This is a genomic window from Collinsella aerofaciens (assembly GCF_040910245.1).
Taxonomy (GTDB): domain Bacteria; phylum Actinomycetota; class Coriobacteriia; order Coriobacteriales; family Coriobacteriaceae; genus Collinsella.
In genome coordinates, this window is the sequence record NZ_JBDGAY010000007.1 from 48,425 (window position 1) to 71,466 (window position 23,042).

General features: G+C 62.8%; 18 protein-coding genes and 1 tRNA gene. 11 read left to right on the plus strand and 8 right to left on the minus strand.

The window, feature by feature from the left end:
• The first annotated feature begins 88 nt into the window (after window positions 1-88).
• The 6 genes from AB5Z20_RS04070 to AB5Z20_RS04095 all read left to right on the plus strand — a co-directional run bounded on the left by AB5Z20_RS04070 (window position 89) and on the right by AB5Z20_RS04095 (window position 4,382).
• A complete protein-coding gene (locus tag AB5Z20_RS04070; protein WP_196022362.1) occupies window positions 89-517 on the plus strand; it encodes a hydrogenase maturation nickel metallochaperone HypA/HybF in 429 nt (142 codons plus the stop codon).
• Between the two features lie 371 nt (window positions 518-888).
• The gene (locus AB5Z20_RS04075; protein ID WP_148332486.1) at window positions 889-1,878 is read left to right on the plus strand and encodes a PTS sugar transporter subunit IIB; all 990 of its coding nucleotides are present in this window, start codon (window positions 889-891) and stop codon (window positions 1,876-1,878) included.
• Between the two features lie 18 nt (window positions 1,879-1,896).
• Window positions 1,897-2,715: a PTS mannose/fructose/sorbose transporter subunit IIC gene (locus AB5Z20_RS04080; RefSeq protein WP_271739911.1), complete on the plus strand. Its 819-nt coding sequence runs from the start codon at window positions 1,897-1,899 to the stop codon at window positions 2,713-2,715.
• Window positions 2,716-2,731: 16 nt separating this feature from the next.
• Window positions 2,732-3,652 carry a PTS system mannose/fructose/sorbose family transporter subunit IID gene (locus tag AB5Z20_RS04085; protein ID WP_343006488.1) on the plus strand — a complete coding sequence of 307 codons (921 nt, stop codon included), beginning with the start codon at window positions 2,732-2,734 and terminating at the stop codon, window positions 3,650-3,652.
• A gap of 120 nt (window positions 3,653-3,772) precedes the next feature.
• Window positions 3,773-4,171, plus strand: a complete 399-nt coding sequence (locus AB5Z20_RS04090) for a DUF956 family protein (RefSeq protein WP_238022763.1) — start codon at window positions 3,773-3,775, stop codon at window positions 4,169-4,171.
• A 135-nt stretch (window positions 4,172-4,306) separates the two neighbouring features.
• A tRNA-Arg gene (locus AB5Z20_RS04095) sits at window positions 4,307-4,382 on the plus strand.
• 306 nt (window positions 4,383-4,688) lie between these two features.
• Here the strand turns inward: AB5Z20_RS04095 and pknB are convergent.
• From pknB to AB5Z20_RS04130, 7 genes are all read right to left on the minus strand, one after another.
• The gene (gene pknB / locus AB5Z20_RS04100) at window positions 4,689-6,626 is read right to left on the minus strand and encodes a Stk1 family PASTA domain-containing Ser/Thr kinase (protein ID WP_368156365.1); all 1,938 of its coding nucleotides are present in this window, start codon (window positions 6,624-6,626) and stop codon (window positions 4,689-4,691) included.
• 132 nt (window positions 6,627-6,758) lie between these two features.
• Window positions 6,759-9,629 (minus strand): FtsW/RodA/SpoVE family cell cycle protein, encoded by a 2,871-nt coding sequence (locus AB5Z20_RS04105; RefSeq protein ID WP_368156366.1) that lies wholly within the window; start codon window positions 9,627-9,629, stop codon window positions 6,759-6,761.
• Between the two features lie 16 nt (window positions 9,630-9,645).
• A complete protein-coding gene (locus AB5Z20_RS04110; RefSeq protein WP_368156367.1) occupies window positions 9,646-11,544 on the minus strand; it encodes a Stp1/IreP family PP2C-type Ser/Thr phosphatase in 1,899 nt (632 codons plus the stop codon).
• On the minus strand, window positions 11,541-11,957 hold the full coding sequence (locus tag AB5Z20_RS04115; RefSeq protein ID WP_006235180.1) for an FHA domain-containing protein: 417 nt from the start codon (window positions 11,955-11,957) through the stop codon (window positions 11,541-11,543). Before AB5Z20_RS04115 ends, AB5Z20_RS04110 begins: the two co-directional genes overlap by 4 nt.
• Window positions 11,958-11,963: 6 nt before the next feature.
• The gene (locus AB5Z20_RS04120; protein ID WP_368156369.1) at window positions 11,964-12,974 is read right to left on the minus strand and encodes an FhaA domain-containing protein; all 1,011 of its coding nucleotides are present in this window, start codon (window positions 12,972-12,974) and stop codon (window positions 11,964-11,966) included.
• Window positions 12,971-14,824, minus strand: a complete 1,854-nt coding sequence (locus AB5Z20_RS04125) for a serine/threonine-protein kinase (protein ID WP_368156371.1) — start codon at window positions 14,822-14,824, stop codon at window positions 12,971-12,973. Before AB5Z20_RS04125 ends, AB5Z20_RS04120 begins: the two co-directional genes overlap by 4 nt.
• Window positions 14,825-14,966: 142 nt before the next feature.
• Window positions 14,967-15,683 (minus strand): hypothetical protein, encoded by a 717-nt coding sequence (locus AB5Z20_RS04130; RefSeq protein ID WP_225094131.1) that lies wholly within the window; start codon window positions 15,681-15,683, stop codon window positions 14,967-14,969.
• A 115-nt stretch (window positions 15,684-15,798) separates the two neighbouring features.
• On the opposite strand from AB5Z20_RS04130, the gene dnaX reads away from it, so the two are divergent.
• Entirely contained in the window at window positions 15,799-18,291 is a 2,493-nt protein-coding gene (dnaX, locus tag AB5Z20_RS04135; protein ID WP_368156372.1) for a DNA polymerase III subunit gamma/tau, read from the plus strand.
• A gap of 21 nt (window positions 18,292-18,312) precedes the next feature.
• Here dnaX and AB5Z20_RS04140 read toward each other — a convergent pair whose 3' ends face one another.
• Window positions 18,313-18,786 (minus strand): hypothetical protein, encoded by a 474-nt coding sequence (locus AB5Z20_RS04140; RefSeq protein WP_368156374.1) that lies wholly within the window; start codon window positions 18,784-18,786, stop codon window positions 18,313-18,315.
• 340 nt (window positions 18,787-19,126) lie between these two features.
• Between AB5Z20_RS04140 and AB5Z20_RS04145 the strand changes: the two genes are divergently transcribed.
• From AB5Z20_RS04145 to AB5Z20_RS04160, 4 genes are all read left to right on the plus strand, one after another.
• Window positions 19,127-19,447: a YbaB/EbfC family nucleoid-associated protein gene (locus AB5Z20_RS04145; RefSeq protein ID WP_006235174.1), complete on the plus strand. Its 321-nt coding sequence runs from the start codon at window positions 19,127-19,129 to the stop codon at window positions 19,445-19,447.
• A gap of 13 nt (window positions 19,448-19,460) precedes the next feature.
• On the plus strand, window positions 19,461-20,057 hold the full coding sequence (gene recR / locus AB5Z20_RS04150; RefSeq protein ID WP_006235173.1) for a recombination mediator RecR: 597 nt from the start codon (window positions 19,461-19,463) through the stop codon (window positions 20,055-20,057).
• A gap of 243 nt (window positions 20,058-20,300) precedes the next feature.
• Window positions 20,301-21,203, plus strand: a complete 903-nt coding sequence (locus tag AB5Z20_RS04155) for a hypothetical protein (protein WP_368156375.1) — start codon at window positions 20,301-20,303, stop codon at window positions 21,201-21,203.
• Complete coding sequence (locus tag AB5Z20_RS04160; protein WP_368156376.1) at window positions 21,200-23,041, plus strand: serine/threonine protein kinase; 1,842 nt, start codon at window positions 21,200-21,202, stop codon at window positions 23,039-23,041. Before AB5Z20_RS04155 ends, AB5Z20_RS04160 begins: the two co-directional genes overlap by 4 nt.
• Window position 23,042 lies beyond the last annotated feature (1 nt).

Consider the following 23,042-nt stretch of genomic DNA (forward strand, 5'->3'; position numbering starts at 1 on the left):
GAACCTAACAAGTAAGTGAGCGGCGCGGGGGCGTCGCTCACTTACGTTTGGCTGACATCGCATCAACCGTTGTGGAAAGGTTTCTACCTTGCATGAATTAGGGATTGTGTATCACATCATTCGCGATGTTGAGAACGTGGCGCGCGCCAATGGCGTGCGTCGCGTTTCGAGCGTGACGCTGCTGCTGGGCGAGGTCTCGGGCGTTGTTCCCGATCTGCTACTCGACGCTTGGCGCTGGGCGGCAGATAAAAAGTCCATCACCGAGGGTGCGGAGCTTATTGTGGAGCCTGTCGAGGCCGTGACGCATTGCGAGGCGTGCGGCTGCGACTACGCGACGGTCGAGCACGGCAAGACCTGCCCCCATTGCGGCAGCGGCGAGACATACCTGCTGCAGGGCCAGGAGGTCATGATCAAGCAGATCGAGACCCCCGACGAGGACCCGGCAGGCGCTGCCCCCGATGGCCCTTCTGAAGCCCCCGATGCCGTCGACGCCGCCAACCCCCTCCACATCGCCTAGCCCCTAGCCGTTGGGGACGTCCTTAAACGACTAGTCAAACAAGAACGTCCCCAATGACTACTTGCGCTAGAGCATAAGTCACGCTAATAGTCAAGTTATGTCTGTTTAAACAAAATAGCGGCAGTACAAGCGCATTCGCGCTTGCCTAAAATCGATATTAATGAACAGCCTGCTTGTATCTGTAAAATGCACGGCTTGATGAGCTGGCGGGTAATGAGTGAAAAACCAGCAACGTAATCAACTTGTAACAAACCTAGACGTTTAAACAAATAATGCAACCTTTTGCAAATTTAGCGATAATTCCACAAACTAAACAGGTATACTTCCTTAATGTCGTGTAGGAAATACGTAGACAAAAAGGAGGTTATGTGATGGTAAGTATTGTTCTTGCTAGCCACGGGGACTTGGCTGCTGGAATCAAGCAGACGGGCTCGATGGTCTTTGGCGATCAGCCGTCTGTAGCCGTGGTCTCGCTCGAGCCGAGCATGGGCCCCGACGACTTCCGTGCCAAGGTCGAGGAAGCAGTCGCTTCCTTCGAGGACCAGGAGCAGGTGCTCTTCCTCGTTGATCTGTGGGGCGGCACGCCGTTCAACCAGATCAGCGGGCTCATCGAGGGCCACGATTCCTGGGCTATCGTCACCGGTGTCAACCTGCCTATGCTCATCGAGGCATATTCGCAGCGCTTTGATGCAAAGAACACTGCACATGCGATCGCAAAACATCTCGTGACTGAGGCTAAGGCTGGCGTGCGCGTCAAGCCCGAGTCTCTGGAGCCCGAGGAGAAGAAGCCGGCTGCGGCCGCTGCTGCTCCTGCAGGCGCCATCCCTCCGGGAACGGTCATCGGCGACGGGCACATCAAGATCGCCCACGTCCGTATCGACACCCGTCTGCTGCATGGTCAGGTGGCCACCACGTGGACCAAGCAGATTAACCCCAACCGCATCATCGTGGTTTCCGACGGCGTTGCTCACGACGAGCTTCGCAAGACCATGATCGAGCAGGCTGCCCCTCCGGGAGTCCATGCCAACGTCGTGCCCATCAAGAAGATGGCCGAGGTCGTCAAGGACACGCGTTTTGGTGACACCAAGGCCATGCTGCTCTTCGAGAACCCGCAGGATCTGCTCAAGGCCATCGAGGCCGGCGTCGACATCAAGGAAGTCAACATCGGTTCCATGGCTCACTCCAAGGGCAAGGTCGTCGTCACCAACGCCGTCGCTATGGGCGATGACGACGTCAAGACTCTCGAGGCCCTCAAGGCCAAGGGCGTCAAGTTCGAGGTCCGCAAGGTTCCTTCGGATTCCTCCGAGGATCTCGACGCCATGTTGAAGAAAGCTAAGGCCGAACTGGCCGCTCAAGCATAGTAAAGGAGGGTCCGATACATGTCTGCAATCACTATTCTGCTTGTTGCGATTGTCGCGTTGCTTGCCGGTATGGAAGGCATTCTGGATGAGTTCCAGTTCCATCAGCCGCTCGTGGCATGCACGCTTATCGGTCTCGTAACCGGTCACCTTCAGGAGGGCATCCTCCTGGGCGGTTCGCTCCAGATGATGGCCCTTGGCTGGGCTAACGTCGGCGCCGCCGTCGCGCCTGACGCCGCTCTGGCCTCGGTCGCCTCTTCGATCATCATGGTGCTCGCCCTCAACGGCGGCGCTACCGATCCGTCGAAGGCCGTTACCGCCGCTATCGCCGTCGCTGTCCCGCTGTCGGTCGCTGGTCTGTTCCTGACCATGATCTGCCGTACCCTGGCTACCGCTATCGCTCACGCCATGGACGGTTGCGCCGAGAAGGGCGACTTCGCTGGCATTGAGCGTTGGCAGTACATTGCCATCCTTATGCAGGGCCTTCGTATCGCCATCCCGGCAGTACTTCTGTGCATCATCCCGGCCGAGGCTGTTACCAACGCGCTTAACGCTATGCCCGACTGGCTGTCCGGCGGCATGGCTGTCGGCGGCGGCATGGTCGCTTCCGTCGGTTACGCCATGGTCATCAACATGATGGCCACCAAGGAGACCTGGCCGTTCTTCATCCTCGGCTTTGTCCTTGCTGCCATCCCTCAGCTCACGCTGATCGCCCTTGGCCTCATCGGCATCTCCCTTGCCCTCATCTACCTTGGCCTTAAGGATCTGGCCAAGCAGGGTGGCGGCATGGGCGGTGGCTCCGGCGACCCGCTCGGCGATATTCTGAACGATTACGAGTAGGAGGGGAGTGATACATATGGCAGAGAACAAGATTCAGCTCACCAAGGCTGACCGCAAGAAGGTTTGCTTCCGTCATCAGTTCCTTCAGGGCTCGTGGAACTACGAGCGTATGCAGAATGGCGGCTGGTGCTTCGCAATGATCCCTGCGATCAAGAAGCTCTACACCAGCAAGGATGACCAGATTGCCGCTCTTAAGCGCCACCTGGAGTTCTATAACACCCACCCCTATGTTTCCGCCCCCGTCATTGGCGTTACCCTCGCTCTCGAGGAGGAGCGCGCCAACGGTGCTCCGATCGACGACGTCGCCATCCAGGGCGTCAAGGTCGGTATGATGGGCCCGCTCGCCGGCGTCGGCGACCCCGCCTTCTGGTTCACCCTTCGCCCGATTCTGGGCGCTCTGGGCGCTTCCATGGCCCTGTCCGGCAGCATCGCCGGCCCGCTGCTGTTCTTCTTCGCGTGGAACATCATCCGTTACGCTTTCCTGTGGTACACGCAGGAGTTTGGCTACAAGGTCGGCTCCTCCATCGCCAAGGACCTCTCCGGCGGTCTGATGGGCAAGGTCACCGAGGGCGCTTCCATCCTGGGTATGTTCATCATCGGCGCCCTGGTCGAGCGCTGGGTGTCCATCTCCTTCACCCCGGTCGTCTCCAAGGTCACGCAGTCTGCTGGCGCCTTTATCGACTGGGCTAACCTGCCCTCCGGCTCCGAGGGTGTCAAGGAAGCACTGACGATGTATAACTCCATCGGTGCTAACGCCCTTGATCAGGTGAAGGTCACCACGCTTCAGGCCAACCTCGATCAGCTCATCCCCGGCCTTGCCGCTGTGTGCCTGACCCTGCTGGTCTGCAAGCTCCTCAAGAAGAAGGTCAGCCCGATCGTCATCATCCTGGCTCTCTTCGCCGTCGGCATCATCGGTCGCGTCTGCGGCTTCATGTAAGCACGCTTCGGCTTAAGACCGAGAGTTGCTAGGCAAGGGCTTATGAGCCATTGAAACGGACCGCACCCGGTGGGTACACTGGATGCGGTCCGATTGTTTTATTTGGAGGGCGAGGCGCGTATGGCGCAATCTCAGAACAGCACGGTCGATCTGGCAACGCCGGCAACCTGCCTGATGGGGCTTACCAGCCACGGTAACGTGATGGTGGGCAATAAGGCGTTTGAGTACTATAACGAGCGCAATCCCGAGGATTATATTCAAATCCCGTGGGACGAGGTCGATTATATTGCCGCTGAGGTTTTGCGCGGCACCAAGAAAATCACGCGTTTTGCCATCTTCACCAAGGACAACGGTCACTTTACGTTTTCGACGCGCGACGACAAAGAGACGCTTCGTGCGGTTCGTAAGTACGTCGATGAGGATAAGCTCGTGCGTTCGCCCGACTTTATCGATGTGACCGCCAAGGGCGCGAAGAGCATCCCCTCCGTTATCAAAAGCCTCTTCCACAAAGGCAACTAGCCCCTCATAAGTTGCGGTGGAATAGTTCTTAAATGCGGCTTTAGATGCTTTAGGCAGGAACTATTCCACCGCAACTTTGAAGTCTGGTCATGGGGTGTATGGCGATGCAGTAAATCTGCTACACTAGTACAACATGCCTCCGTAGCTCAGGGGATAGAGCACCGCTCTCCTAAAGCGGGTGTCGACGGTTCGAATCCGCCCGGGGGCACCAGAGATCTGCCGAGCCCGGTACCACCACGGTGCCGGGCTCTTCTGGTCTAAGGGCCGGATTCGGGCCGTCGACACCCGCGTCACCAATTTCCCCGCGGGGGGAGTTTTCGAATCCGCCCGGGGGCACCAGAGATTTATTGAGCCCGGTACCGCCATGGTGCCGGGCTCTTCTGGTTTAAAGCCGCGTTCATCCATGGGCGGCAATCCCACATCAAAAGAAAAGCGCCCGCTTGCTGGGGGAGCAAGCGGGCGCTTCTGAGCGAATGTGTTTGCGGTCTAAACCGCTCGGAGCAACAAACGATTGACGTTAGTTGCTAGACTCGGAGTCGTCGCCGGAACCGGAGATGGAAACCGTCAGCGTAATCGTGCTGTCGGTGGACTGCTTACCAGTGGGGGAGACGCCCGTAACGGTGGCATTCTCGTTGCCGCTCACAGGGTTGCCGTTCTGATCGCAGAATGCGATGTTGTAGAACCCGGCGTTGTTGAGCGCGGTGACGGCGGCGGAGATGCTCTTGCCGTACAGGTTGCCCGGGACGCTGGCCTTGCCGGACTTCTTGGCGATGACGACGGTGATCGTGGCACCGGGCTTCTGCTTGCCGCTGGGGTTCCAGCTAATTACGGTGCCCTCGGTAACCGAGTCGTTTTCCTGGTAACTCACGTCGACGCCAAAGCCAGCCATGTCGAGAGCGTTGCGCGCCTGGGCCTCGGTCATGTCGGTCAGATCGGGCACCGAGGTGGTGTCCGGGCCGCCAGAGACCTTGTACGAGATGGTCGTGCCCTTCTCGACCTCCTTGCCGGCAGCAGTGCCCTGCTCAAAGACCTGGCCCTCTTCGGCCTCATTGGCTTCCTCCGAAGCGCTGCCCTTCAGCCCCACGCTTGCCAGTGCGGCCTCGGCCTGGTCCTTGGTCAGGCCGACGAGCTGCGGAACCTCAACCTTCTCGGAGGGCTTAGGGCCCTTGGAGATTACCAGGTTCACCCTCGAGCCCTTGGCCTTCTTGGTGTTGCCGTTGGGGGTCTGCTCGGCGACTTTTCCCTCGTCGACATCGTCGTTGTAGCTCTGGTCGACGGTGCCAACCTCAAGGCCGGCTTCCTTGATCAACTCAATAGCGGTTTCCTGGTCCTTGCCCAGCACATCGGGCACCGTGACCTGTTCGCCGCTGAACATGCCCGTGGCAAAGGCCACCACAACGCCAATCACGGCGACGGCGGCAATCACGGCGGCGATGATCTTGTTCTTGTTGGACTTAGGCTTCTCGACCTCGTAGGAGCCCGTGGAGCCCGAGACAGCGCTACGGGCGGTGTTCTGACCGCTCACGCCCGAGACGGGACGAACCATAGCGCGCGTTGAGTCGGAAAGCTCGCGGGTCTTGGTGGCACCCAGGTCGCCGGCGGCACCGATGATGCGCGTGGGCTCCGAGACGTTGACGGCACGGCCGGAAAGGTAGCTGTTGAGCACCTGGCGCAGCTCGTCGGCCGTCTGGAAGCGGTTTGCCGGGTCCTTCTCCATGCACTTGAGGATGATGCGCTCCAGGTCGGCATCGACGCCGGAGTTGATCTGGCTCGGCGGGATGGGGAGCTCGTTGACCTGCTTGAGCGCGACCGAGATGGCGTCGTCGCCGTCAAAGGGTACGCGGCCGGTGGCACACTCGTACATGACGACACCCAGCGAGTAGATATCCGAGGTGGGGCCGAGGTCCTGGCCGCGGGTCTGCTCGGGGCTTACATAGTGGGCGGTGCCCAGCACGTTGTTATCCTGCGTGAGGTGGCTGTTCTTGGCGCGTGCGATGCCAAAATCCATGACCTTGATGTTGCCGTCGGGCAGCACCATGATGTTTTGCGGCTTAATGTCGCGGTGGATGATCTCGTGCTTGTGTGCGACCGAAAGCGCGGAGCTGATCTGCGAGCCGATCTGCGCGACCTTCTTGGGATCGAGGGCGCCGTGGCTCTTGATGCCGCTCTTAAGGTCGGTACCGCGCAGGTACTCCATGACGATGTAATAGGTGTCGCCGTCCTTGCCCCAGTCGTAGACGCCCACGATATAGGGGGAGGACAGGCCGGCAGCTGCCTGGGCCTCCTGCTTAAAGCGGGCGGCGAAGGTGGCATCGCCGGCATACTGCGGCAGCATGATCTTGACGGCAACCGTGCGGTCGAGGACCTGATCCTGTGCACGGAAGACGGTCGCCATACCGCCCGTTCCCACCTTATCCTTGAGGAGGTATCTTCCCCCGAGGACCCTCTGTTCCATTCCTGCTCCTAACATAACTATTCGCTCAACGATGTGTGTAGTACCAAATGTGTGGCCGCTGGGGCCGTGTGGAGCGTTGCCGCTAGCTCATCGGCCGCGGCGCGCCATAAGTATCCGCTTTGATCATGGGCATCACGCTCCCTGTGCGGCGAGCGCCGCGGTCAGGACGATGCCGGCAATCTTGGCCGCCTCGACGTCGTGTTTGTCGTAATCCTCCAAGGCCACCGAGATGGCAACCGTGGGTGAATCGTAAGGTGCAAAGCCAACAAACATAGAGTTGACGTTGGTGCCGCCGGTCTCGGCCGAACCGGTCTTGCCGGCAACCTTGACGCCCGGAATCTGGGCATCGGTGCCGGTACCGGACTGGACGACGGCGAGCATGGCCTGCTTAACCTGGTCGGCCGTGGCAGAGCTGACAGCCTGGCCCAGCGAGCGGGACTGCGTGGTCTTAACCACGGTTCCGTCCGGGGCGAGTATCTGGGACACAAAGAACGGATCCATGACTACGCCGCTGTTGGCGATAGCCGCAGCAATCACGCAATTCTGCATAACGGTGGTCTGCGGGCCAGGCGTGTGGTCCATGCCGACGGGCTGGCCGGCGCCTGCCCAAGCGGTCTCCCACTCGGTCATAAGCGACGGGTCGGCCATGATGGAAGCCGCGGTGGTCAGATCCTGACCGAGCTTTTGACCGTAGCCAAAGGCATTGGCAAACTGGACGAGCGAGCTGGCACCGACCTCGTTGGCCACCTGGCCAAAGACGACGTTGGACGACACGGCGAAGGCCTGCTGCAGGCTGATGGTGCCGTAGCTCTCGTTGGCATCGTTGGTGACCGGCGCGTTGCCGATGTCCATGGAGCCGGGCGCCTGGTACGTGCTGGTAAGGCTGGCGGTGCCGGTTTCGAGCGCCGCGGAGAGTGTGACGACCTTAAAGGTCGAGCCCGGGGTGTAAAGCGCGTCCATGGCACGGTCGTACATGGAGCCGTCCTCGCCGCCGCCCGACTGGAGCAACGCGTCGATGTTGGTGTTGTCGTAGGTGGGCGAGCTCGCGCACGCAAGGACCGCACCGGTGCGCGGATCCATGACCACCACAGCGCCCTTAAAGCCCTTGAGCGCCTGCTCGGCAGCCGTCTGGATGCGCGAGTCGATGGTGAGCTTGGCGGTATTGCCCGGCTGGGTCTGCCCCGCGAGCGACGCGATGGCGTTGTTCCAGCTGGAGTAATCCTTGGACCCAGTGAGCGTATCGTTCATGACGCTCTCGATGCCGGCAGTGCCGTATTGCTGGCTCACGTAGCCCACCACGTGCGCGGCCATGTTGCCGTTGGGATAGGAGCGGGCGTAGGTGCCGTCCTCCTGTTGCAGCGACTCGGCTAGTGTCACGCCGTCGGACGTGATGATGGAGCCACGCTGGATGTACTTGGAGCGTGCGATGGTGTGGTTGTTGGTCGGCATGTCCTGATAGTCCTTCGCCTTGATGACCTGGACATAGGTGAGGTTGCCGATAAGGATGGCGAACAGCGCCGTGAAGGCAAGCACGGTACGAGTCAGACGGTTGGCAAGTGCCACGCGGCCGAGCACGCCGGACTCAGGCGTGTCGAGCAGGCGACGACGCATGCGAGAACCCGCGGAGTGGTTGCCGTGGCTGTAGGAAGATGCGTTGGCAAAACGCGTACCGGTCGGGGCGGCAGCGGATGCGACCTGGTCATCGGTGATGGCGGCCATGGTGCCGGTGCCGGTGAGCTCGGCTTCGCGTCCGGTTGCCTCGTCGCCGGCGCGCAGCAGCAGCGCGACGATGATAAAGCTCGCCAGCAGCGAGGAGCCACCCTGGCTCATAAAGGGCAGGGTGACGCCGGTCAGCGGGATCAGGCGGGTTACGCCGCCAACGATTAAGAATGCCTGGAAGCTGATGGCCGCCGTAAGGCCGGTCGCGCTAAAGGCGGCAAGGTCGGACTTGGCGCGGGCGGCTGTGGTGAGGCCACGCACGGCAAAAAGCATAAACAGGATGAGCACGGCGCCGCCGCCCAAAAGGCCCATTTCCTCGCCGATGGCCGAGAAGATAAAGTCGGACTCGACGACGGGGATGTTGTTTGCCATGCCATTGCCGATGCCGACGCCAACCAGGCCGCCGTCAGCCAGCGAGTAAAGTGACTGTACGATCTGGTAGCCCTGGCCCTGGGCGTCCTTAAACGGATCGACCCAGACCTGAAAGCGCACTTGCACGTGCGACAGGAACTTGTAGGCGCCCACGGCTCCAACGGCCAGCAGCGCAAGGCCGATGATGACGTACGAAAAGCGTCCCGTGGCAACATAGAGCATCAGCAAAAAGATGGTGTAGAACAGGACGGCCGAGCCCAGGTCGCGTTCGAAGACGACGATGAGCAGGCACACGCCCCACACGGCAAACAGCGGCAGCAGCAGGCGGAAGCGCGGAATCTTGAGTCCCAGGATCTTGCGGTTGGAGATGGAGAGCAGCTCGCGGTTCTCGGCCAGATAGCCTGCCAGGAACAAGACTATGAAGACCTTGGCGAACTCGCCGGGCTGGATGGTGAAGCCCGCGATGCGAATCCACAGCTTGGAGCCCGAGATCGTGGTGCCGATAAAGATCGGCAGCATCAGCAGGATGATGCCGATAATGCCAAAGGTGTACTTGTAGCGCATGACCACGTCGAGGTTCTTGACCAGTGCGAGCGTTCCCACCATGAGCGCTACCGAGACAAACAAGATGATGAGCTGCGAGATGGCGAGGTCGGGGGCCAGGCGCGTCACGAATGTGATGCCGATGCCCGAGAGCACAAAGACGATGGGCAGGATGGCGGGGTCGGCGCCGGGCGCCAGGATGCGCACGGCGATATGCGCCGCGGCGAAGGCGGCGAACAGGCCGATCGGCACGGCGAGCGTCTCAAAGGAAATCGTGGCGCCCGCGGTGAGCACGTACATCGCATAGAGCAGGATGACGGGGAACGCCGAGGCGATGAGCAAGAGCAGTTCGGTGTTGCGGCGACTCATAAGCGGCACTCCCTTTCTAATTCTTATCGGAGGCTTCGGCCTCGGCTGACTGTTCGGCGGTTTTCTCGGAATCTGACTCGGAGGTGGATTCCTGATCGGTGTTGTTGCGAATCGTTTGCGCGTCAATCACCTGACGGGTCTGCTCCTCGTCAATCTGATGGCGGTACTTGGAAATGGTGTCCTGCGCATCGTCGACACTCGTTTGCGGAATGCCTGCCTTCAGGCGGTTTTGCGTGTCTTCGGGCAGGTCGGACAGCTTGATGCTGGTTTCGCTCTCGAGCCAGTGGAGCTCGACCCCGAGCGTCTTGCCGGGCAGGCCGCGCCAGACGGCGACATTGCCGTGGTAGGTTCCCAAGTAATAGGAGCCGGTGACGCCCGTGTATGCCCAGATGCCTGCTACCAGCACAAAGACAAGGGCCAAGACGGCGCCGATGGTGACATTGCGGCGTCGGACGCGTTTTGCCTCGCGCATGACGCCGTCGTCGACCAGGTCGACGACCACCACGGTCACATTGTCGTGGCCGCCGGCGGCGAGCGCCGCGTCCACCAAGTTGTCGACACAGATCTGTGCGCTCGAGGACTGCGTAGCGATGTTCTCGATATCGCTATCGGGAATCATGCTCGAAAGACCGTCGGAGCACAGAATCAGGCGGTCGCCTTCCTCGATGTGCAGGGTAAAGTGGTCGGCATACATGGCGGGATCCGAGCCCAGCGCGCGGGTGATGACCGAGCGGTTGGGGTGGACGCGGGCCTCGTCGGCCGTAATCTCGCCGGCATCCACGAGCTCCTCTACGTAGGAGTGGTCGCGGGTCACGCGGATGAGCGTACCCTCGTGGAGCAGGTAGGCGCGCGAGTCGCCCACGTGGGCGATGGCGAGCGTGTCGTTTTCGATGTAGGCGCAGGTGGCCGTGCATCCCATGCCGGGTTTGCCCAGGCCGTTGAGGGCGGCCTCGATCACGGCGGCGTTGGCGGCCTCGACGGCTGCGGCCAGGCGCGCGGCGTCGGCGGACTGCGGCGCCGTCTTGGCGATGGTCTCGACGGCGATGGAGGATGCTACCTCGCCGGCGGCGTGTCCTCCCATGCCGTCGCACACGCAAAAGAGCGGCGACTGCACCAGATAGGAGTCCTCATTGTGCGGGCGTACGCATCCGACGTCGGAGCGGGCGCCCCACATAAGCTGCGTGGTGGTGCCGGCGTCGTAGGTCGAGTCGGTCTCGATGCGCTCGTCGGTCAGCGGCTCGAAGCTCATGGTCGAGCCGGGATCTTTGAGCTTTGCCTCCACGGCGGCGACATCGATCTCGGCGGTGTCGCCGGGGGAGACGGTGTCGGCATCGTCTCCCGACTCGGCGTCGGAGATGTCCGGAAGGTTGAGATCTTCGGTTACGCGGTCGACGGGATCGCCGTCCTGCTGCGGCTCGACAGCCGTCGGCTCGGGCGTCGCAAAGTGCGACGGCGCGGGCGTGCTCTGGGGTTGAGCAGAGGGCTCGGGAGCTGCGGCGGGCGCGGCAACGGGCTGCTCGACTTCGGCAGGCGTTGAAGATTCGGGTGCCGCCTCGCTTGCCGGGGCGACGGGGAATACCGGCGCGGCAGGCTCGGGGGCTGCAAGCACGGCAGCGCTCTCGTTAATCGCCTCGGCGACGGGCTCGGCAAAGTGAGCCGGTGCGGACGCTGCCTCCGGTTCCGCGGGCTGCTCGGCAGCGTGCGCGCCGATGGGGGCGTCGAGCTGCTCGGTGCTGGCGTCCTCGTCATCGACGAGTGCCGGATATTCTTGAGTTACATGCGAAAGAGGCAGGGAGAACACCGTGTCCTCGGGCTCCACGGTCGCAGGGCGCGCTGGAGCGGCATGAGCCGGCGCAGCTGCGGGGACAGTTGGCGTCTCGGGCATGGTTGCGGACTTGTTCTCCTCGTCGATCATCGACGGTTCACCTTCATGACCACGTCGCCAATCTGGACCTCGTCACCCTCGCGCAGCGTTGCGGGCTCCACCAGCTGACGGCCGTTAACGAGCGTGCCGTTCAAAGAGTTGAGGTCTTCGATGATGAGTGCCGGGCCCTGCAGCGAAAAGCGTGCGTGCGAGGCCGAGACAAACGGTTCGTTGATGCAGATGTCCGAGGACGGCGAGCGGCCCACGATGACGGGGCCGAGCATGTCTACGTGGATGCCACGGATGCCGCGCGGACCCTTGTCCACATCGATCGTCCAGATAGCGGAGTCGCGGCGCTGGCCGCGTACGAGTCCCACGCCGGTTTTCATGACGGCGAACAGGAAGATGTAGAGCAGGGCGACCAGGACGATGCGGCCTGCAAAAAGGACGATATCGATGTTCATAAGCGACTATCCCCTAAATTCAAAGGTGCTCAGGCCAAACGTCAGCAGATCGCCGTTGCGCAGCGGGCAGCGCGTGATGTGGCGGTTGTTGACGAGCGTGCCGTTGGTGGAATTGAGGTCCTCGATCGACCAGTCCGAACCGGTAAAGGTGAGCTGGGCGTGACGGCGCGACACGTTGGGGTCGCGCAGGGCGATGTCCGAAACCGAACGCTCGCGACCGATGGTCACCTGCGCGGAAGTGATGCTGTGGCTCTCGCCGCTCACGACGTCGACGAGCTGGGCGAGCGGGCGCTGCGGGGCGCGGGTGCTCGCCATGTTGGAGGCAATGCCGGCAGCGGCGCCAAGGCCCACGGCGGCGCCGGTTGCGGCGGCTCCGCCCATACCGGCGAGGGCGTCACGAGAGACGGTCTGCGGCACGGGGATGGGCGCGGCGGCGGGGTCGGGGACGTTGGGCGCAAAGGGGTCGGCCACGGCGAGCGGGTCGGGAGCGGCGGCACGGGGCGTCGGCTGCTGGGGCATGGCGGCGGGGTGCTGTTGCTGCGGAGCGGCGAATTGCTGCTTGCCGGCGCGGGGAGCGCTGGCGGCGCGGCTTGCGGCCGAGTTGTTCTGGCCCAGGCCATTCTGGTAGGCGCGCTCTTCCTCGTACAGACGACCGAGCGTGGGGGCGTCGACGTTCTCGGCAAAGACCGAGAACTTACCGGCACGCAGCTGCGGGTCGATCATAAAGCGAACGAGGGGTTCGCCGACAAACACATAGCGGCGCTTTTCGGCCTGTGCCTTCACAAACTCGCGGACTTCGCGCGAAAGCTCGGGGTAGAACGGAGCGAGCATGGGATCGTCGTCGGCGGCGATCAGGATGGTATAGAGTGCCGGCGCGGTGTTGACGCCGTTGATCACCAGAGTCTGATCCTCCATGTCGCGAGCGGCCTGCTTGGCAAGCTTCTTAAAGGAGAACGGGGCACGGGTGGCACCGAAGATGCCGGCCACGTGGTCCTCGAAGATGTTCAGGAAGTTCACGAAAGATCACTCTCCGTATAGGTTCTTTGGTATCCGAGCAAATATAGGCATATCCCAACGATTATAGAGGATAGGGTTCCCGCAACCGCCGCCTTGACGACGACCGCGGCCGCAAGGCTGGCAATTTCCATATGGTGTGCAAGACAGAGCGACGCCGCGGTGCCTATTCCGCAGCCGGCGATGGCAGCGATTGCAGCCAGGTTCGAGCCCTGCTCGGCACGCCTGGCATGGGCGTTGAGCAGCAGAGATGTCAGTGCAACTGTCGCCGCGACAAGCACAACGGCAGCCCAGAAGAGCATGTCTCCCAGCGCCGCGGCAACATTGCCGAGCCCCAGCACGCCTCCGGCGGAAAGCGCAACCGTAGCCAGGCGGCCAAAAAGCGCGCCCATCCCCGTAGCGGCCGCGGCGCTTGCCGGGCCGAGCCAAAAGGCCGCGATGCCAGCGGCGACCCCGGCGGCAAGGAGGACGTCACCCGTTAGACAGCCAAGTGCTACCGCGCAGGTGAGCGCCGCGCTCGCGGCCGCCTCGGTGCGTCCCCAGGCGATCCACCAACCGGACATGGTGGCGGCAAAGAGCACCGCGACGGGTAGCATCGACAGGATGCCCTGCGTCTGCATGGTGGCGTTGGCCATAAGTACCAAAAAGCCCACGGCCGAGATGGCCGAGCCAATCTGCGGGGCCAGGCCGGCGGCCGCCCCAATTGCGATGGCCGCGGCAATAAGTCCGGGAAGCGCCGCGACGCCAGCCGTCTGCATGATCAAAAAGCTAAAGGCACCGCACGTTAGCGCCGAGATGGCGCGCATGGTGTAATCGCGCGCGTGGCTCCAGCGCGTGCCGGCCCAGCCGAGTGCGGGGTCGACCTCGATGGTGTCGTCCTCATAGGGTAACGATTCGATATCGTCTGCCGCGCGCTCGTCATCCGACAGCTCGCCCACCATCTGCTCCAGGCTGCGACGGCCCTCGCGCACGCTGCCCAAGCCGGCGAGCAGCTGGTCGCAAAATGCCTCGATGCTGTTGGGGCGGTCTTGCGGCATGGGGGAGAGGGCGCTCATGAGCGCAGCCTCGGCTCCCGGGGGAAAGTGCGGGATGAGCTCGCTGGGGTAGGTGGCACCGCCGATGATACGGCCGAGCGAGTCGCCGGGCGTGGCGGCCATAAAGGGGGCGCTGCCGCACAGGCCCTCGTAGATCACGCAGGCGAGGGCAAAGACATCGGCGCGCTCGTCGACTGTGCCGGTCTCGATATCGAGCTGCTCGGGTGGCATGTAGCCGATGGTGCCGCCGCGCGAGCCGCCAAAGCCGCCGGCAGACGACAGTCGCGCCATGCCAAAGTCGGTGAGCTTTACGTTGCCCGAGTGGTCGATGAGCACGTTGGCGGGCTTAATATCCAGGTGGAGCACGCCGTTGCTATGGGCGAAGGTGAGCGCCTGGCCCAGCGCGTCGGCAATTGCCGCGGCCTCGTCAAAGGTGAGCGAATGGCCGTCCACGCGATGCAAAAAGTCGGCGAGCGACATGCCGTCGACATATTCCATGACGAGGTAGGCATAGGCGGTATCGTGCGTAAAGTCGATAACCTGCACGATATTGGGATGTTGAAGCATGGCGGCGGTGTGTGCCTCGCGCAGGACATCCATGATGTCGCTGGCGGGCATGCCGGCGCCGTCTGTGAGGGGGATGCGCTTAATGGCGACGCGACGGCGCAGGTGCGTGTCGCGGCAAATCTCGATGGAGCCAAAACCGCCGGTCGCAAGCGTCTCGAGCGGCTGGAACCGCTTGAGCAGCTCGCGAGAGCTGGTGCCCTCCAAGGGAACGTCCGGCGAGAACCGGGCGGTATGTTGCGAGAAAAGCGGCATGGCCAACCCTCGTGCGTTTAAAGTTCGTTTGCGAGCGGCGGGCGCGGAGCCGAGCCGTTCGCGGTGGCATAGATGCTGCTAGTGTAGCACGCTCGGGTGCATGGTGAAGGTAGCGGGGCGAGGTGGCCTATCTGACTTGGCCTTAGCGCTTCTTCTTGTTCTTCTTCTGCTTGCGCTGTTTGGCCTTTGCATTCTTAGGCTCGCTTTCCTGCTTGGCCTTGGCAGCGGCCTTTTCGGCCTTCATCTTTTTGCGTTTGGTCTCGATGCGCAGCTTTTTGTTGATGCGCGTCTTGAGGAAGGAGCCAAACTGCTCGGCATCACCACGCACAAAGGTGTCCTTAGGGATCGTCACGCCCTGGTCGGCGAACATGGCCACAAAGATGCGCTCGCCGTCGAGTACATGGTCGAGCTTCTCAAACGGGAAGAACTGCGACTTGCCGCTCTTGCCCCAGACCATCAGGCCGTCCTCGTTGGCGGCGACGCGGCGGTAGCGGCCGCCCATGGACTCGTCTGCCTCGACGGCTTCGATAAAGTCGCGCGCGAGCGTATGGTGCAGATTTTTGCTCCACCAGGCCAAAAAGGCGCCGAATACGATTAGGACGACGCCGAACTTGATCCAGTTGCCGCCGGCCACCAGCATGCCGATGCCGATGAGCGCGGCAATTGCCGCGGCGACATACAGCGAGCCGCGACGCCTGGGCGAGGCGACCAGGCGCGCAAAGTCGGTGACGAGGTCGTTTTCGTACTGGTACTCGTTGAGGTACAGAATGCCGTCGTCGGCTGCGGCCTGCTCCTCGAGCGCGACCTCGACCTGGTCGGCTGCTTCGGAGGGAACGAGGTTGCTCTCTGCGTCTGCCATGCTCTTTGGACTCCTATCGCGGCGGGCTCGCCGTACGGGTTATTATGGATGCAGTATGCCGTGCGACCGCATGGCCGCCGCGGCAACAAGACTCAGTATACCCGGGGGAGCACCCATGGAATCGTTGTACCGAAAGTATCGCCCGCTCACCTTCGACTCCGTGGTGGGCCAGCAGCATATCGTCTCGACGCTCGAGCACGCCATCACCGAGGGGCGCCTGTCCCATGCGTACCTGTTCTGCGGACCGCGCGGCACGGGCAAGACCACCATGGCGCGTATTCTTGCCAAGGCGCTGCTCTGTCGCAATGCCGAGGCGGCGCGCGCCGAGGGTGCGAGCGGCTGCATGCCCGACGGCACCTGTGAGGAATGCGAGCTCATCGCCGAGGGCAACCACCCCGATGTCTACGAGCTCGATGCCGCAAGCCGTACCGGCGTAGACAACGTGCGCGAGGAAATCATCAACTCCGTCAACTTTGCCCCGGTGCGTGGCAAGTACAAGATCTATATCATCGACGAGGTCCACATGCTCACGACGGCGGCGTTTAACGCGCTGCTCAAGACGCTCGAGGAGCCGCCGGCGCACGTGATCTTTGTGCTGTGCACCACCGACCCGCAAAAGATTCTGGAGACCATCCTCTCACGCTGCCAGCGCTTCGATTTCCATCGCATCGGCAACGAGGATATCGAGCGCCGCCTGGCATACGTGTGCGAGCAGGAGGGCTTCGATTACGACGACGAGGCGCTGGCTATCGTGGCGCGCCATGCCAAGGGCGGCATGCGCGACGCGCTCTCCACGCTGGAGCAGCTGAGCGTTTTTGGCAACGGCGCCGTGCATGCGGACGATGCCCGTTCGCTTTTGGGCGAAGTTTCGGACCAGATTCTAGGCGAGTTTGCGCGCGCCATTGCTGATCGCGATGTCGCCGAGCTGTATGGGCTCATTCGCGCACAGGTCGAGGAGGGCAATGACCTGCTTGAGCTGACGCGTGACTTGGTGGCGCATGTGCGCGACGTGTATGTTGCCTGCGTTGCCGGTGCCCGTGCCGAGCTGTTTGAGGGCGGCTCCGAGCAGGCCGAGGCGCTTGCTGCCGAGGCCGCTGCCTTTGGCGAGCATCCTGCCGACCGCCTGGCCCGTGTGCTGACAGTGCTCGACGATGCCGCACTGGAGATGAGGGGTGCGAGCGACGTGCGCCTGGTGCTCGAGATCGCCTGCACGCGTCTGGCACGTCCCGAGGCTGATTTAACGATTGAGGCATTGGCCGAGCGCGTGGCACGCCTGGAGGCCATGGTTGCCAACGGCGCCGTGCCGGCGAGCGTGGCTGCTGCTCAAGCGAGTGCGCCTGCTGCATCCGCACCCGCTGTCCAGCAGCCGACGCTGATCTCGGGTGCCCGGGCTGCTGCCCCTGTGGCATCTGCCGCTCCCGCTGCTACGTCCGCGCATCAGGGCGGCATGCCTTGGGACCGCGGCGCTGCTGTTCCGGCTGCCCAGCCTGCACCCAAGTCCGCGGCTCCGGCTCCCGCGCCCAAGCCTGTAACGCCTGCACCTCAGCCCGTTGCGGCTCCGGCTCCCGTGCCTGCTGCATCGACCGTGCCGGTGTCCAAGCCCAACAACGCCGCTGAGGTTGCCGCCGCCGGTGCTGCCGAGACCCCCGCGGTCGAGGACGCCGGCGAGCTCCAGCGCAAATGGGCCGAGGTCGTCGAGCGCGTCAAAGCTCAGCAAGCCTCCTACGCGGCTCTTCTGCTTAACGCCCGCGCCATGGCCGACGACGGCTCCAAGCTCACGGTCTCGTTCCCCGCGGGCTCGACCTTTGCCATCAAGATGCTCGGTCGCGCCGACACGCAATCGGTGGTCCTGCCGACGGTCTGCGCGGTCTTCGGTCGTCGCACCGTCGACTACGTCCTGGATGGAGGTGGCACGCCGGCTCCTCAACATGAGGAGCATTCTCCATCTGCACGGGCTGCGGTATCTGCGGACCCGCAACCCGTGTCCTCGGCGGTCCCTGCATCCTCGAGCGCCAGCGCGACGCAGCCAAAAGCGGCACCGGTAGCGGCACCGACCCCATCGGCGCCTGAACCCGCTGCGCCCAAACCGGTTGCTCCGGTCCCCGCGTCCAAGCCCGCCGTCGCGCCTGCGCCCAAGTCATCCGACCTGGCTAAGGCCCCCTGGCTGCGCTCCGACAACCCTGCCGGCGCTCCTGCCACGGGCGAGCTCCCGACCGAGCCCGCGCCCCGCGCACCCGAGCGCGCGTCCGCTCCCATGGCTCAGCCGCCTGCGCAGGCTGCGCCGTGGGAATCCGAGCAGGTGCCCTACGACGACGCCATGGTCGGTGGCTTCGCCGGCGATGCGAGCGGGGAGGATCTTCCTCCGTTCGACGTGCCTGCCGCGGTGCCTGCGCCCAGCCCTGCCGCTTCAGCCGCGGCTCCCGCAGCTGCGACGTCCGCTCCCGCAAGCGATGACGCCCCCGCTGCCCCTTGGGAGTCCAACCCCGGCGCCGGCAGTCCCTTCGGCCACCAGGGCGCAGCCCCGAGCATCCCGCAGACCGAGGATGAGGCCAAAGCCCTCATCCGCAACGTCTTTGGACAGGCCACCATCTTCAAACCGGTGGAGTAACTGTGCGGGCGGGTATGCTGCTCAAGAAGAGGTCTCTTTGTCCGGGCGCATCTGTATTTCGGACATGTGTAGTGTGGTGCCGCGTATATCGCATTCGAGCAGACAGGCGCGTGACGGTCGGCCTAGGGTGCTGAGGTCGATACGATATGTCGCATGGCTGTCCGTGTATTCGACTTGCTCGGCGTTGACGGTTGCTCCGATTGTAAATAAAGAGCCCAGTTCGGCATCGACAATCTTGGAGTCCTTTATCTTGACCTTGAACTCTTGGTAGAGGGACGGGCTGTTGTAGTAAATGGTTCGGGTTCCGTCGGTGCACTCATCGGTCGCTTCCCATTTGACGACGGGCTGGTCCGAGCTGGCTATCAGCAGTTCTGCTCCAAAGGCTATGGCATGGGTGATGACAACCAGCAATGCCCAGCCGACAAAGAGATAGAGAACCACATATGCAACGGGGTGTTTTGAGCGGATGTTCTGGAGCATGTCGGGGGCATTCATGGGGCACCTCCAAATTGCTATCTATGGCAATCAAATTATACCCCGCCGTCATGAGCGCCGCCTCGAGCAGTGGCTCGGCATTTGGCCATTTAGTGGTACGCATTACATGTCGGATTCCGGCTCTACAAGATTTAGCTTTCAATATTATGCAGATGCGAATTATTTGACCTTGCATAATCTTTAGGCGCGGCCTGCGCTGGAGGACATGTATATCGACTGAGGTAACACGTCCGCCCCGCTCGCTGGCCGCGCGCCGTGGTACGATTTTTGAGTTTGAAAGTCCCGCCGCGTCTCGGCTGCCCTTGCAGCTTGTCGCGCGGCCGCACGCAAAGGAGCCATTATGGCCGGTATGAACATGCAGCAGATGATGAAGCAGGCTCGCAAGATGCAGGAGCAGCTTGCCGCCGCGCAGGAGAACCTCAAGTCCCAGACCGTCGACGCCTCTGCCGGCGGCGGCATGGTCAAGGTGACCGTTAACGGCGAGATGGAGCTCGTCAACCTCACCATCGATCCCGATGCCCTCGATCCCGAGGACGTCGATATGCTGCAGGACATGATCATGGCTGCCGTCAACGAGGCCGTCCGCGGCGTCAACGAGCTCGCCAACAAGCAGATGGGCGCCATCACCGGCGGCCTCAACATCCCGGGCATGCCGTTCTAAGACACGCATATATATGAGTGCGAATCACAGTCTGCAAAAACTGCTCGATGAACTGGGCCGTCTGCCGGGCATTGGTCCCAAGTCGGCCCAGCGCATCGCCTATTACCTGCTCGAGGCCGATGCCGAGGAGGCCCGCCGCCTGGCCGAGGCCATCCTGGAGGTCAAGCAGGAGGTCCACTTTTGCAGCCGTTGCTTTAACTACGCCACGGCCGACGAGTGCTCCATCTGCCAGGACCCGATGCGCGATACCACTCGCATTTGCGTGGTGGGCGAGCCGCGCGACGTCCAGGCAATCGAGCGCACGGGCAGCTACCATGGCCTGTACCATGTGCTGGGCGGCGTGATCAGCCCCATGGACAAGATCGGTCCCGAGCAGCTGCATATCCGCGAGCTGCTGGCGCGCCTGGGCCACGAGGACATCCACGAGGTCATTATCGCCACCAACCCCAACATCGAGGGCGAGACCACGGCGAGCTACCTTGCTCGCACCATCAAGCCATTGGGCGTTGAAGTATCGCGTCTTGCGAGCGGCCTTCCCGTGGGCGGCGACTTGGAGTATGCCGACGAGCTTACGCTTGGCCGCGCTATCGAGGCCCGCCGCGCGATCTAGGCGGCGTCAGCTCCACGGCATGTCCCGTCGGCCTGCCGCACGGGGCACTCATAATTGGGCACGCGTTCATTCATTTGTTGTTCAACAAACCTGCTTTTCATCCGCTTATCGCGTGGATGGGTCCGTCTGCACCTCGTATTTGCCCATTCGTTGCGCAACCTTTTGGGTTCGCTGATACACTCAAATGTGAATATGAAAGAATGCGCCGCTTTTAAGCGGCGTGTTTTTGTTGGAGGAGAACGCATGCGGCCCGGGGGCATTCAGACAAAGCGTGGCGCCGCGGTGCGCATGCGACGCCGGCTGGGCCTGGCGCCTCGGGCGTATGTGCTGCTGTCTTGCTCGCTCGTGCTGGTCATAGCCGGTGTTTCGGCTTATGGCATGACGGTGCCGTCCATGGTGCAGGCGCATGCTGCGCGCGAGCTGCATATTGGGCGCAAGGCCAAAAGCGACTTGGGAACGACAACTGGATATGCGTGGGCGAGCGTGGTCGGGCGCACCGTGTTTGGCGTCGACCCCGCGGACGAGGGCGAGCAGGCGTCCAACGAGATCACGCTGGCAAACGGCAAGACCATCGTGCTCACCAACACCAAGGTCATTACGAAGCTTTCCAATAACAGCGTGGCTTCTGTCGTCAATAAGGCCGAGCAGCAGAAGGGGCAGGACGCCCAACAGACAGGCAAGCCCGGCGGTTCGGGTTCGTCTGGCTCCAGCTCCGATTCGTCGGGCGGCGGTTCCGGTTCGGGCTCCGCCTCTGGCGGTGGATCTTCGAGTGGTGGCTCGACGGACGGCAGTGCCGGCGGGGACGCGGGCTCGGGTGGCCTCTCGGCTGCCGAGGAGGAGAGTATTCACAGCTGGCTCGTGACCAAATACAACATGCTCGATGGCTATGTCACCCGCGCCAATAGCGTGGTTTCGACCTATAACGCTACGGGCGATATCGGACCGTGCGACACCCTGGCGAATGACATGTTTGTTATCCGTGCCGAGTTCGGTCGGCAAAGGTTCTCGACCAAATCTAAGTGGTATCGGCAGTATGCCAATCTGTGGGGCTGCTATACCAACCTGTGTCAATGGGTTGGACACTATGGCGACGACGACGTCGCGCTCAACAACTTCAACACCAATGTGGCGGCGATCGCCCTATGACGAACGACCTCGCTTCTACGGCAGCCCAGTCGCTCAACCGTGATCCCATGGTGGGCCTGCGCCTGGCGCGCGTCGACGGGTTTGAGCCGGCCGTCGCCCTGGGCGCGGACGAGCTTCCCGCCTACCTGCGCCGTTTTACGATGCTGTTTGCCGATGACGCCACCATGCGCCGCGGCGGTATCGGCCGTGTGACGCGTGCCGTCAACGCGCAGGGCGAGGCCGTGGCGCTCAAGCAGCTCATCTTGCCAACGCGCGACGAATTTGATGACGATGTCGCCCACGAGGCGCTGGTCACCAAGTTCAAGGCGGCGTTTCGCGAGGAATATGAATGCCATCGTGCCCTTTCGGGCCTTAAGGGCTTTCCCCGCTTATATGGGTGGGGCGAGGTCGACGGCGTGCCCGTGATCGTCATGGAGTGGGTCGAGGGCGAGACGCTCGCTCGCCTGCGCTCGCGCCTTGCCGTGGACGACGCCGGGCGTCTGTCACCGCTCGTGGCGGCGCGCCTGGGTCGCGACCTGTTCGATCTGCTCTGCCGCATGAGCTTGGTGGGCGAGGGTTTTGTCCACCGCGATATCTCGCCCGCTAATGTTATGGTGCGCACGGCGCGCCTGCCGCTCGACCGACAGCTTGCCGAAGGCACCTTCGACCTGTGCTTGATCGACTTTGGCTCGTCGCTGGCGCTCGAGCCCGCCTCTGCGGTGGCCGGCACCGGCGGCAAGGCGTCGTTTACCGAGCGCTATGCCACGTTGCGCCGTGCGACGGTGGCCTACGCCCCGCCCGAGATGCTCACCGACGATATCCCCGACCTGCGCATGCTTCGCATGTCGCCGGCGATCGATGTCTACGCAGCGGCGAGTGCGGTCTACGAGCTCATCGCCGGTGTCGCGCCGTACGAAGTAGCGCCGGGTGCGTCGGGTACTTCGGGCTCGCGCAAAAAGACGCGCGATATCGCCAGCCCTTATCGCCTCAAGATGGATACGCTGCCCGATTATCCCGTCGGCGCCCACGCGCCCGGCTGCGACTTGACGCAGCTGCTGCGACGCGAGCCCGATGTGGCACTTGCCGCGGCCGAACAGGCTCAGCAGCTGGGGCTCGATCCAAATTCCGAGGATTTGCGCGATGCGCTGGCGTTTGTCGACGCTCAGCTGTTCGATGTGGTGATGACCTGCCTGTCCTGCCATCAGGAAGATCGTCCCGAGCCGGCTGCGGTGGAGGCGGCGCTCTCGACATTTTGCGACCACTATGCGCAAAATGTCGCCCGCTCGCTTCGCGCCGAGCCGCTCATGCCGTGCCCGATGGAGGTATCGGGGCACACAGTCCGGCGTGCGGCGATGGTTGGTGCGACGGCGGTATGCGGCGTGCTTTGGACCGTGGTCGTGGTGTCAGCGGCACTGTTGGCGTCGGGCGCCCATGTGACGATTGCCGCGGGGCCTCTTATGTGGTCCGGAAAGTTGCCAGGCATCGTCGCTGTGCTGGCGTTGGCGCTGCCGGGCATGGTGGGCATCGCTGCCGGGGCCTTGGCGCGCGACCGCCGTGCGGGATTCCTGCAGGGCGTGTTGGCCCTTTCCGCCTGCGAGGTGCCGGCTCTGGCCGCACTCGCATGCGCTGTGTTTTCCCAGCATGCCGTGGCGGGTGGCCTGGTGGCCGCCATAATTGCAACCTATGCGCTCACGTGGTTTTTGCTGGCGATGGGGTTTGCCTTTGAGCTTCCCGTCGTGTCAGCACGACGTGCGAAAATTCCCATGGCGACGCCGCTTGCCGGCGGAGCCGCGGCTGCCCGCGCCTTTGGCGGGCCGGCCGAAGTATCCGACACCATCCCTGCGACCAAGGAGGGCTAAG